The sequence below is a fragment of the Paenarthrobacter aromaticivorans genome (assembly GCF_019038615.1).
In the GTDB taxonomy this organism is placed as follows: Bacteria; Actinomycetota; Actinomycetes; order Actinomycetales; family Micrococcaceae; genus Arthrobacter; species Arthrobacter aromaticivorans.
On sequence record NZ_JAHOPC010000002.1, the window covers coordinates 126,975 to 138,941 of the forward strand.

Genomic DNA, 11,967 nt, shown 5'->3' on the forward strand with positions numbered 1-11,967 from the left:
GAACAGACAATGGAATTGTTGCCAACCATCTGGTTCGTGGCCATCGCAGTACTGTGGACCGGCTACCTCTTCCTTGAGGGCTTTGATCTCGGGGTAGGCATGCTCATGAAGCTGTTTGCGCGGAACAACACGGACAGGCGCGTACTGCTCAATACCATCGGCCCCGTCTGGGACGGCAACGAGGTGTGGCTTCTCACTGCAGCCGGAGCCACGTTCGCAGCTTTCCCCCTGTGGTACGCCTCGTTGTTCTCGGCGCTCTATCTTCCGCTCCTGTGCGTCCTGGTGGCGTTGATCTTCCGCGCGGTCGCCTTCGAATACCGGGGCAAGGTGGACACTGAACGCTGGCGCACCACGTGGGACTGGGCAATCGCCGTTGGATCCTTTGTGGCCGCCTTTGGCATCGGCGCAGCCCTGGCCCTCACCACCACCGGGTTGCCACTGGATGCCAATGGGGACCGCAGCGGCGGCCCGTTCGCCTGGTTCAGCGGCTACGCCCTCCTGGGTGGCTTCGGGGTTGTCGCGTTCGCTGTGGTTCACGCCTTGGCCTTCCTGGCGTTGAAGACCGACGGCGAGGTGCGGCTGCGTGCCCGCCGCTGGTTTGTGCGGCTGGTGCCGGTTGCCGTCCTGCCCATGCTCGCCTGGATGGTTGCGGTGCAGTTCCTGAGCGGCAAGGCCTGGACCTGGGTCATTGTGGTGGCTGGAGTGGCGTCAGTTGTTTTGGCCTGGCAGTGGGCCCGCAACGGGTCCGAGGGCCGGGCGTTCGCCGCGATCGGAGCTTTCGTGGTGTGCGCCACGGCATCGATCTTCGGGGCCGCTTTCCCGGTGGTCATCCCCTCAACCATGGATCCCGCGTTCAGCCTGACCATTTCCAATGCTTCCTCCTCCGACTACACGCTGGGCCTGATGAGCATCGTGGCGGCGGTGGGGCTTCCTTTGGTTATTGCCTACCAGGCCTGGACATACTGGGTGTTCCGGCGCCGTGTCAGCTCAGCGCACATTCCCGAAGCCCACGGTTTCCTTCCAGCCATCGCCGCCAAGGTGTTGGTTGCCAAGGAAAACACCAGCCCTTCCAACCCGGGAGCCTAGCCGCGTCATGAAGCCCGTGTTCCCCTCCGGCCCGGCCACTCGATCCGCGCTCTACGGAATAGGCCTGCTCTCAGCCGTCAAGGCACTTTCGCTAGTACTCATGGCGCAGGCGGTGGCGGGTGCACTGGCCGGTTTGGCCGGAAGTCCCTCCGATTGGACCAGCGGGCTGGTGTGGGGGGCCGTTGGAGCGGTGCTACGGTCCTTGGCCGTCTGGGGCCAAGGCGTTGCGTCGCGCCGTGCCGCGTTGGGGGTCAAGGAGGAATTGCGGTCGCAACTTCTCAAGCGCTCACTGGACACGGGTGGAACAAGTGCTGTTGAGGGCACAAACGACGGCGGGCTGGCGATCCTCGCCACGCGGGGCCTGGACGCACTGGATGACTACTACACCCAATACCTGCCGGCCTTGGTGAACTGCGCCACCGTTCCGCTGCTCATCGGCGCCCGGATACTGTTTGCCGACTGGGTGAGCGCCGTTGTCATTGTCTTGACCGTTCCCTTGGTGCCGCTGTTCATGATCCTGATAGGCCGCCACACGGAAGATAGCGTCAGGGACGCCCAAACCACGCTGCGCAGATTGTCCGGACACATCCTTGAACTTGCCAAAGGCCTGCCTGTGCTCGTGGGTTTGGGGCGGGCCAGCGAGCAACGCGCAGCACTTGAAGACATTTCCGAGCAGTACCGCAGCCGCACCATGGTCACGCTCCGGACGGCGTTCCTCTCGGCCCTTGCCTTGGAACTCATAGCAACAATCTCAGTCGCTGTCGTAGCGGTCTTCATCGGCGTACGGCTGGTTGCGGGGGACATGGCCCTGGAAGCCGGGCTTTTGGCACTGATCCTCGCTCCAGACTGCTACCTGCCCCTGCGTGAGCTCGGTACCGCACACCATGCCAGCGATGACGGCAGGGCGGCCTTGGAAACTGCCAACACCGTGTTGAAGGCCCCCACTCACCAGCGTCTTACCGACAACGTGACGTCTCACGCTGGGCTGGCCGACATCGTGGTCAAAGGCCTCACCGTGACCTATACGGGACGGTCCGCACCCGCCGTCGAGCGTTTGGACTTCACCGCCCCCGCAGGCTCGGTCACGGCGTTGGATGGAGACAGCGGCGCCGGAAAAAGCACAGTCCTGGGTGTCCTGGCCGGCCTTATCGGGCCGGGTCCCAGCGCATCCGTGGCCGGCACCGTAACCGGCGTGGCAACGGGTACCGTGGCCTGGGTGCCGCAACACCCTGTAATGGTGGCCGACACCGTGCAGGAGGAGATGGAACTGTACCTTGGCCGGGAACGGACAGCGGATACCGCACACGCTGTGGCGAGCATCCTGCGGAGGGTCTCAGCGGACCACCTCGCCGCCAAGCACCCTGCCGAACTCAGCCCGGGGGAGTTGCGCCGCGTGGCCCTTGCCCGTGGTCTGGCCCGGCTCGAGTCCGGTGCTGCCGTGCTGCTTCTGGACGAGCCCACCGCACATTTGGACCACTACTCAGCCAGCGTTGTCCGCTCGGCCATCACGTCCCTTAGAGGCTCTGCCACCGTAATCCTGATAGCACACGACTCCGGCACCAGGGCGCTCGCCGACCACGTTGTCCGGGTGGAGCACTTAACCGCAGCGAAGGGGCCCGCCGACGTAGCGGAACGAAGTGCTGCATCTACCCCGGCCGTCGGTTCAACCACCACGTATCAGTCCTCCCCTGCTGTCACAGCCGAGGCGAACGCAGGCGGCCTGAAAGCGCAGAACGGGGCCCTCCACACAGCCTTCAACCAGGGATGGCTTCCCAACGTGGAACGGCTCGCAATGGTCCTCCGGCCGGTTCAGGCCAAGTTCGCCGCGGCGGGCGTGGTGGGAGTCCTCGCCGCACTTTTCGCGGTCGCCCTGTCCGGCCTGTCAGGGTGGCTCATCATCCGGGCCAGCGAACAGCCACCCATTCTCTACCTTCTGGGAGCGATCGTTGGTGTGCGTTTCTTCGGCATCGGCAGGGCCGTCCTTCGCTACTGCGAGCGTCTGCTGACCCACGACGCCGTCTTCGCTGCGATGACACGCCTGCGCGGGGCGCTCTGGGTCACCCTGAGCCGCCGTGCACTGTCACTTCGCCGTCTTCTGCAGGGTGGCAACGTCCTGGGCTCGATCGTGGACGACGTGGACACGCTCAGGGACCTTCTCCCGAGGGTCGCGCTCCCGCCGTTGACTGCCGCGGGCGTGGGCGCTGCGGCCATCGTCGCGACTGCCGTGGTGTTGCCCGTTGCCGTGCCCGCCGTCGCCTCTGCCACCGTAGCGGGACTCATTGTTGCGCCGCTCCTTGCCGTACTTGCTGACCGGAACGCCGCCAAGGCCGAACAACAGCTGCGCTCGGTGGTGCTCCGCGGTGTTGCGGCCGCCCTCGATGCCCGCGCCGAACTAACCGCCAACGGGGTGGCCGGACGCATCCTGACTGCACTCAGGGAGAAGGATCGTGCCGCTACTGTTTCGGCGCAACGTTCTGCCTGGGCGGAAGGTCTCGGCCAGGCCGTCACCGTCCTGGCCTGCTCGTTCGCTGCCCTGTGGGCGGCACTCCTGGGCGCTGAATCCGTTCAGGATGGTTCCGCCGCTCCTGCCCTGGTTGCCGTGATTGTGCTCATGCAGCTGGCCCTTGTGGAGCCTTTTGCGGCAACCGTTTCCGCCGTCCGCCAAGGCCCTGCACTCACAGACGTACTGGGGCGCGTAGCAGCTACCGGCGCGTTGTCCGCCCCCGCCGATGCGGACAGCCCACATCACGACGCCGGTACGCACCCCTTGCCTGACCGCGATGGCAAGGCGGGGCTGGAGTTGAATGGAATTGCCGCAGCATGGCCAGGAGGCCCCACGGTGTTCTCAAGAGTTACCGCTGAGGCGGGGCCAGGCCGATGGCTGGCAGTCACCGGCCCGTCGGGAGCCGGCAAATCGACGCTGCTTTCCGTCCTGCTGGGCTTCCTTCCTGTGAAGGAAGGCAGGGCAATGCTCACGGGGACAGCGGCGTGGTGTCCGCAGGAAGCCCACCTCTTCGACTCCACCATCCGGGGTAATCTCCTCCTGGCGAGGCCCGCGGCGAAGAAGCCCAACGAACAGGAAATGCACCAGGCCTTGAAGGACGTGGGACTTGACGTGTTGGTGGACTCTTTGCCGGAAGGGCTCGACACGCGTATTGGATCAGCCGGGGCATTCCTCAGCGGTGGTGAGCGGCAGCGCCTCGCGATGGCCAGGACACTCCTGACGGGCGCGCGTGTGCTGTTGCTGGATGAGCCCACGGCGCACCTTGACGCTGCAGCTGCACGCGAGATGATGGCCACCCTTCGCCGGGGTTTGCGGAACGTCACGGTGGTGTTGGTGACGCACAACCCCGAGGACATCGATCCAGCCGATGCCAGGCTTGAACTCCCCAGCGCGGCTGAACTGGTGAGAGTGCCTACTCCCCAGTAGCCTGTTGGCATGCCTTCTGAGGTTCCACCCCTGATTCAGCCCGTTGCCAGCCAAACGGGCTTGCAGTGGCGGCCTGCCACAACTGCGGACCTCGACAACTGGGCGGAACTGATCGCCCGGACTGCCGCCGTCGAGCATCCTGTCTGGTTCGAAAAGCGTGGCGACCTCGTCCACGTCCTGGAGTCCACCAAAAATGATCCCAGGACCAACACGCTTCTGGGATTCGATGCGGATGGCGTTGCCCGCGCGTACGGGAGAATCACGAAGAACCCAGGAGGGGACAAGGCGCTCGGCATGGGCTGCGTGGACCCGGACTGGCAACGCCGAGGCATCGGCTCAGCAGTCCTTGCCTGGCAAGAGGCACAGACACGCATCCGGTTCCAATCCGACGCCGCGGAAGGAGCCATCACCGCCCCGCCACGTCTTCGCATCAGGACCGAGGAACAGCACCGTCACCAGGCGCAACTGCTGAAAGCCAAGGGCTACGGCATCGTCCGCTGGTTCAATGAGATGCACCGGCCCTTGTCCGTACCCGCGCCCGACACCAGCCTCCAACCTGGACTTGAGCTGCGGACATTGGATGCCTCCCTCCACGAACCGGTTCGCCTTGCCCACAACGATGCCTTCAGGGACCACTGGGGAAGCGAGCCACGCGACGAGGAATCATGGCGGTTCACCGTTGAGGAACCCACAGCACGGCCCGATTGGAGCGCCGTGGTGGTTGATTCCGCGACTGGCGAGGTAGCAGGATACCAACTCGCCAGCTACGATCCCGATGCTGCAGCGGACAGGGGATTCAAGGAGGGCTATACGGAACTCCTTGGTGTGCGGCGCGCCTTCCGTGGAAGGGGAATAGCGCAAGCCCTTCTGGCCGACGCCCTGCGGCGTTTCGCGGACGCAGGCATGGACATTGCGTCACTCGATGTGGATTCCGCCAATCCCACGGGCGCGCTGGCTCTCTATTTGCGCATGGGCTACAGCCCCGTGAACCGGAGCATGACGTGGGAGAAGACGCTATAGCCAGTCGCGCTTAGCCGTCAACGTCGTGGAGGTGATGGACAACATCGTGCAGGAAGTACTGCGAGAACGTGAGCACAGTGAATTCAGAACCGTTGCTTCGCCGCCCCGTACGCTGCCATTCATCCTGCACCACCCGTGCGAAGGACTCCGCGATCTGCTCACCTTCCGCGATCAACTCGTCAGAGACGGTCCGGGGGTCCGAACGTCCATATTCGCCGTCGATGGCCGCTTGGTCCTGATCCCAATTGGCAAATTCGGCGTTGTCATCACTCAGCATCAGGTTCAGCCTCTTATCGAAAAGGCTGAAGACATCGCGCACGTGGCATGCATACTCCAGGGGAGACCACGTGTGATCGTTCGGGCGTACTGCGACGTCCTCGCGGCGCAGGACGGCGCGCCACCTCGGAAGCATATTGAGCACAGTGCCCGGGACAGTGGAAGGCGTCACGGTGGAGGCGTCAAAGCCGCATTCGGGGCAGGGCCTTGAAAGCACCCATGTCCAGTCTTTTTCGTCAGGGATGATCGGCATGTCGCCAGTCTAAGGGGTCACCGCTGGCAATCTCAGGCAAGGGGTAAAACCTGCATCTGTTTGCCACTGACTTCGTTGCCGCCCAGGAGTAAAGTTCGCTCCGGGGAGAGAGTCGGAAAGAGAAAAACATGCTCAAGGATCAGCAAGTGGGTGCCGTTCTTCCGGCATCGGATATTGCCCGGGCCCGCGCGTACTACAGCGAGAAACTCGGACTCGAACCAGAAAATCCAGACGCCGAGGACAACCTTCAGTACAGGTGCGGAGACGGGACCGGATTCTTCATCTACCAAACATCCAACGCAGGGACCGCCAAGAACACCCAGATGGGCTGGATGGTCAGTGACGTCGCCGCCACGATGGAGGAACTTCGCGGGAAGGGTGTCAAGTTCGAGGACTACGATTTCCCAGGCCTGAAGACTGAAAACGGCATTGCTACGATGCCGGACGGAAGCGCAGCAGCTTGGTTCCTGGATTCAGAGGGAAACATACTGAGCATCAACCAAAACGGCTAACCCAGCCGGAAGTGGCCTGACAGGGGCAGCTTGCCCAGGCTAAGGCAAGAAGCAGGGCCGGCGGTCTGCAACCGCCGGCCTTGTTACTGTTCCCGTGCCATCGTTGGCCGCTGGCTTACTCGGCAGACACTGACGTTTCAGCCCAGGCCATGCTCGGACCGATCGCCTCCACTGGCTGGGACAGCGGCACGCCTGACCCGTCCCTGCGGCCGTGCTCGTGCGGCAGTGCCCTGGCAACACCGGCGGCCGATGACGCCTTTGCCGGCCCGTGTCCGGCCCACGCAAGGAGCAGGGTGTCTTCGCCCTTGAGGAAGCGATGCACGCGGACACCGCCGGTGGCCCGCCCCTTGGACGGATACTCTTCGAATGCCGTCACCTTCGCGGTCCCCGGGGCCGTGCCTGGCAGCGCGCCATTGGTTCCTGCAATAGTGACAACGACGGCGGCTGGATCGTCTGCGCGGACGGTACCGAAGTGGATGACTTCGTCCCCATCGGCGAGCTTGATGCCCGCCATGCCACCGGCGGTCCGGCCTTGCGGACGCACGTTCGACGCACTGAACCGCAGCAATTGGGCCTGCTTGGTCACGAAGACGAGTTCGACGTCGTCCTCCTGCGCGGGTTCCACGGCAAGAACGGTGTCCTTGTCCTTAAGGGAAATGATTTCCCAGTCCTCACGGTTCAGCGGGTACTCCGGCTGAACACGCTTCACTACGCCCTGTACGGTTCCGATGGCAAGGATGGCATCCAACGGAACAAACGCAACCAACGTCTCGCCCTTGACCAGGGTGATGAAATCCTTGGCCGGCACTCCACCGGCCAGGTTTGGAAGGCCGCTTACAGGGGGTAGGACAGGCATGTCCATGACCTGTAGGCGCAACATCCGGCCCAGGGAAGTGACGGCGCCAATCTCGCCACGGGCCGTGGTCTTCACCACAGAACGGAAGACGTCGTGCTTCGCCCGCGGACCAGCCTCGGCCAGCGGTTCCTGGTTGGTTGTCCGTGCGATCTGTCCGGATACGCTGAGGAGGGCCCAGCAGGGGTCGTCCGGGATTTCGAGCGGAAGGGCTGCGGCCTTGCCCTTGGGTCCCGGTACCGCAGCTGCAAGGGCCGCGGCGACCGCGGGTGAGACGGCCTCGGACTCCAGGAGCACGGTGCGTCGGGGAGTACCGTATTTGGTGGCGATTTCGGCAAGCTCACCGGAAACGAGGTCGCGGAGCAGCTCGTCGGAGCCAAGGATGGCCTCCAAGGCTTCGATCTCGCGGCGCAGCTCGTCCTGCTCCTTCTCCAATTCAAGGCGGGAGTACTTGGTCAGCTGCCGTAGGCGCAGTTCCAGGATGTAGTTGGCCTGGATCTCGGTGAGGTCGTAGATGGACATCAGCCGTTCACGGGCTGCGGACGCTTCATCAGAGGAGCGAATGATCTGGATGACTTCGTCGATGTCGACGATCGCGATCAGCAGGCCCTCCACCAGGTGCAGGCGGTCCTTCTTCTTGCCCAACCGGAACGCCGTCCGCCGCCGGACCACGTTCAGACGGTGGTCCACGTAAACCTGCAGGAGCTGCAGCAGGCCAAGAGTCTGCGGCTGGCCGTCAACCAAGGTGACATTGTTGATGCCGAAGGAATCTTCCATGGGCGAATAGCGATACAGCTGCTGGAGGACGGCGTTGGGGTTGAAACCGTTCTTCAGCTCGATGACCAGGCGCAGGCCATGGTTGCGGTCCGTGAGGTCCACGACATCGCTGATGCCGGTCAACTTCTTGGCGTTGACGGCGTCCTTGATTTTTTCGATGACCTTTTCCGGGCCCACCATGTAGGGCAGCTCCGTCACCACGAGGCCTGTGCGGCGGGCAGACAGCTGCTCCACTTCCACCTTGGCGCGTGTCTTGAAGGAACCACGGCCCGTGGCATAGGCGTCACGGATGCCGTCCAGGCCCACGATGCGGCCTCCCGTGGGAAGGTCCGGACCCGGGACGAACTTCATGATGTCATCCAGCGTGGCATCAGGATTTGCGATCAGGTGGCGCGCGGCGGCAATGACCTCAACAAGGTTGTGCGGAGCCATGTTGGTGGCCATGCCCACTGCAATGCCCGTAGTGCCGTTAACCAACAGGTTGGGAAACGCTGCAGGAAGGACGTCAGGCTGCGTCAATTGGTTGTCGTAGTTGGGGACGAAATCCACCACGTCTTCGTCAAGGTGGTCCGTCATCGTCAGCGCGGCGGCGGCCAGGCGCGCCTCCGTATAACGCGGGGCGGCAGGACCGTCGTCGAGCGATCCAAAGTTGCCGTGGCCGTCAATCAACGGCAGGCGGAGGGAAAAGTCCTGGGCCATACGCACCATGGCGTCATAGATCGCGGCATCACCATGCGGGTGGAGCTTTCCCATGACTTCGCCCACGACGCGCGCACTCTTGACGTGGCCACGGTCCGGACGCAGGCCCATGTCCGCCATCATGTAGAGGATGCGGCGCTGAACCGGTTTCAGGCCATCACGCGCGTCCGGGAGGGCGCGCGAATAGATCACCGAGTAGGCATACTCCAGGAAGGAGCCTTCCATCTCGGAAGTAACGTCGATGTCGACGATGTTCTCGGTGAAGTCGCCGAGGGGCTCGCCTTTGCGTGCGGAAGTTTGGCTGCGGGCCATGGGGTCGGTGGATCCTTAAAGATGTACTGCGGATGTTTTAGCTAGGCTAAGCCTATGGTGGATCAGCCCGACGTCGGCATTTATCCGGAATATTGGGAAGCCGATGTCGTCCTGCGTGACGGCGGAACAGCCCACATCCGCCCCATCCGGCCCCAGGATGCCGATGCCCTGCAGGCCTTCCACGCCGGGCAATCGCAGGCTTCCATCTACATGCGGTTCTTCTCCTTCAAGCCCAAGCTTTCCGGCAAGGAAGTGCGGCGCTTCACCGAAGTGGACCATGTGAACCGGGTGGCATTCGTCATCACCATCGGCGGTGAAATCATGGGCGTTGGCCGCTACGACCGGCTCGATGACCCCACAGAGGCGGAGGTCGCCTTCAACATTTCCGACGCCCATCAGGGGCGCGGCATCGGCTCGATCCTCCTTGAACACCTGGCGGCTGCCGCCCGCGAAAACGGCATCCGCCGCTTTACAGCCGAGGTTCTACCGGAAAACCGCAAGATGCTGATGGTATTCGCCGACGCCGGCTACGACCTCAAACGCCAGTTTGACGACGGCGTGGTGAGCGTCGAGTTCAATATCGACCCCACCGAGAAATCGCGGGCCGTCATGGAATCGCGTGAGCACCGCGCAGAGGCGCGCAGCGTGCGCGACCTACTGGCGCCGTCGTCGGTGGCCGTCATTGGGGCCAGCCGCAAGTGGGGGACAGTCGGCTACCAACTCCTGGAACACATTATTGAGGGTGGCTTTGAGGGCCCCGTCTATGCGGTCAACCCGGAGGCCTTCGAGCTCGCCGGTATGATCTCCTTTGCACGCTTATCGGAGATCCCCGGGCCCGTGCAGCTGGCGATCATCGCAGTTCCCTACGAGGAAGTTCCCAAAGTAGTGGACGAGTGCGCAGCAGCAGGCGTCAAGGGAATCGTGGTGGCAACCGCCGGATTTGCCGATGACGGCGAGAGGGGCCTTGCGCGCCAACATGAGTTGGTGCGGCGCGCCCGGGCCAATGGCATGCGGGTGATTGGGCCCGAGTCCCTGGGGATACTGAACACCCATCCTGCTGTATCCCTGAACGCCTCGATGGCTCCGAGCATGCCACCCCGCGGGGGACTGGGCCTTTTCAGCCAGTCTGCCGCCGTGGGTGTTGCCGTCTACGCGGCGGCCAGGCGGCGCCGGTTGGGTCTGTCCACATTTCTCAGCGCCGGGAACCGCGCGGATGTCTCGGGCAACGACGCCATGCAGTACTGGGAGGACGACGCCGATACTTCCGCTGTGGGGCTCTACCTCGAGTCAATCGGGAATCCCCGTAAGTTCTCCCGGCTTGCCCGCAGGCTGTCCCGGAGCAAACCAGTGATCGTCGCAAAATCCGATGTCACGGGCCTCCGCCTTCCGCCCGGACATGAAGTCCGGACCACCCAGGCACCCGCCGCCGCAGTGGACGCAATGATGAGGCAGGCAGGGGTCATCAGGGTGGGAACCATCGAGCAATTGATGGACATCGCCCAGATCGTCTCCTCCCAGGCATTGCCCGCCGGCCCCGGCCTCGCTGTCTACTCCAATTCCGTCGCCTTGGCCAAGGTCGTCGCTGACAGTGCGGGACCCCTTGGGCTTGATGTCAACCGGATGGAGACGGACGTGGACCTCGACGCCGGCATGTCGCTCGCCCTTCCAGCGCTCCGGGAGAGCCTGCAGGCAAGCCTCGCCGACGAATCTGTAAACGCCATCGTGGCCGCACTCCTGCCGGCACGCGGACTCACAGTAGAAGCGCTGGCCGGTGTCCTGGCCGAGTGCGCGGCGGAGGCCGGCAAGCCTGTGGTGGCTGTGTTCACAGGCATTCTGGACCCCTCCATCCCCGTGGAAGGAATGGTAGGCAGCGCCGATGGTCCGTTACTGCCCTGCTATTCAAATGCAGGTGCCGCCGTAGGCGCCCTGGCCGCAATCGTCCGCTACGCCCAATGGCTGGATCGCGACCAAGGCCTTTTTGTCGAGCCCGGTGGCTGCGACGCCGAAGGGACCCAGGAAACCCTGGCCAGGATGCTGACCGGCGTGACAGGCGAGAAACTCCGCAAGCTCGACGCCGGTGCTGCCGCAGAATTACTCGCTGGCTACGGTATTGCCGTGGTGCCGACAATCGGCTTCGGAACACCAGAGGAAGCTGTTGAAGCAGCCGAACGTGTGGGCTGGCCAGTGGTTCTGAAGACCACAGATCCCGCCCTGAGGCACCGTTTGGACCTGGGCGGCGTCCGGTTGGACATCCAGGATGCAGACTCCTTGCTGCAGAACATCGCACAAATGAAGCGGGCACTGGAACCTTATGGTTCGCCATCCCTTGAAGTTCAGGCGATGGCCCCAGTAGGCCAGGCGTGCACGTTCCGCGCCATGGAGGATCCCTTGCTGGGCCCAGTGGTGTCATTCGGTTTGGCAGGGGATGCAGTGAATCTGCTGGACGATTGGGCGCACCGGGTCCCACCGTTGTCCGCGGCTGACCTGCACGACCTCATCCGCTCACCTCGGGCCTCCAGAAAACTGTTCGGCTACCAAGGCCTCCCCGCCGTGGACGTGCCTGCCCTTGAGGACATCGCCGCCAGACTGGCCAAACTCAAGGATGACCACCCCGGAATTGCCTTGGTGGAGTTCAACCCTGTGCTCGCCGGCCCTGCCGGTGCAACGATTCTGGGCGCCGATGTGTGGATAGGAAACGCGGCCAGGCGCACCGACAGCGCTCGCAGGGCAATGCGTGGATAGGCGCTTC

At 63.7% G+C, this 11,967-nt stretch carries 7 protein-coding genes; 5 read left to right on the forward strand and 2 right to left on the reverse strand.

Going from position 1 to position 11,967, the window contains the following annotated elements:
* Nucleotides 1-9 precede the first annotated feature (9 nt).
* Genes cydB through KSW38_RS04135 form a run of 3 tightly spaced genes read left to right on the forward strand, consistent with a single transcriptional unit; the run spans nucleotide 10 to nucleotide 5,536 of the window.
* Nucleotides 10-1,086 (forward strand): cytochrome d ubiquinol oxidase subunit II, encoded by a 1,077-nt coding sequence (cydB, locus tag KSW38_RS04125; RefSeq protein ID WP_216923051.1) that lies wholly within the window; start codon nucleotides 10-12, stop codon nucleotides 1,084-1,086.
* Nucleotides 1,087-1,093: 7 nt separating this feature from the next.
* A complete protein-coding gene (gene cydD / locus KSW38_RS04130) occupies nucleotides 1,094-4,516 on the forward strand; it encodes a thiol reductant ABC exporter subunit CydD (protein ID WP_216923053.1) in 3,423 nt (1,140 codons plus the stop codon).
* A 9-nt stretch (nucleotides 4,517-4,525) separates the two neighbouring features.
* A complete protein-coding gene (locus tag KSW38_RS04135) occupies nucleotides 4,526-5,536 on the forward strand; it encodes a GNAT family N-acetyltransferase (RefSeq protein ID WP_216923055.1) in 1,011 nt (336 codons plus the stop codon).
* Between the two features lie 10 nt (nucleotides 5,537-5,546).
* Here KSW38_RS04135 and KSW38_RS04140 read toward each other — a convergent pair whose 3' ends face one another.
* Nucleotides 5,547-6,065, reverse strand: coding sequence for a DinB family protein (locus KSW38_RS04140; RefSeq protein WP_216923057.1), 519 nt, complete (start codon nucleotides 6,063-6,065; stop codon nucleotides 5,547-5,549).
* A 128-nt stretch (nucleotides 6,066-6,193) separates the two neighbouring features.
* Between KSW38_RS04140 and KSW38_RS04145 the strand changes: the two genes are divergently transcribed.
* The gene (locus KSW38_RS04145) at nucleotides 6,194-6,577 is read left to right on the forward strand and encodes a VOC family protein (protein WP_216923059.1); all 384 of its coding nucleotides are present in this window, start codon (nucleotides 6,194-6,196) and stop codon (nucleotides 6,575-6,577) included.
* Between the two features lie 115 nt (nucleotides 6,578-6,692).
* On the opposite strand, the gene KSW38_RS04150 is transcribed toward KSW38_RS04145, so the two are convergent.
* Nucleotides 6,693-9,218, reverse strand: a complete 2,526-nt coding sequence (locus KSW38_RS04150) for a DNA gyrase/topoisomerase IV subunit A (RefSeq protein WP_216923061.1) — start codon at nucleotides 9,216-9,218, stop codon at nucleotides 6,693-6,695.
* Between the two features lie 54 nt (nucleotides 9,219-9,272).
* On the opposite strand from KSW38_RS04150, the gene KSW38_RS04155 reads away from it, so the two are divergent.
* Nucleotides 9,273-11,960, forward strand: coding sequence for a bifunctional acetate--CoA ligase family protein/GNAT family N-acetyltransferase (locus tag KSW38_RS04155; protein ID WP_216923063.1), 2,688 nt, complete (start codon nucleotides 9,273-9,275; stop codon nucleotides 11,958-11,960).
* Nucleotides 11,961-11,967 lie beyond the last annotated feature (7 nt).

Coding starts and splice junctions, on each gene's coding strand:
- KSW38_RS04140 (WP_216923057.1), bottom strand. CDS start 6,065: ATGCCGATCATCCCTGACGAAAAAGACTGGACATGGGTGCTTTCAAGG.
- cydD (WP_216923053.1), top strand. CDS start 1,094: ATGAAGCCCGTGTTCCCCTCCGGCCCGGCCACTCGATCCGCGCTCTAC.
- KSW38_RS04145 (WP_216923059.1), top strand. CDS start 6,194: ATGCTCAAGGATCAGCAAGTGGGTGCCGTTCTTCCGGCATCGGATATT.
- cydB (WP_216923051.1), top strand. CDS start 10: ATGGAATTGTTGCCAACCATCTGGTTCGTGGCCATCGCAGTACTGTGG.
- KSW38_RS04150 (WP_216923061.1), bottom strand. CDS start 9,218: ATGGCCCGCAGCCAAACTTCCGCACGCAAAGGCGAGCCCCTCGGCGAC.
- KSW38_RS04155 (WP_216923063.1), top strand. CDS start 9,273: ATGGTGGATCAGCCCGACGTCGGCATTTATCCGGAATATTGGGAAGCC.
- KSW38_RS04135 (WP_216923055.1), top strand. CDS start 4,526: ATGCCTTCTGAGGTTCCACCCCTGATTCAGCCCGTTGCCAGCCAAACG.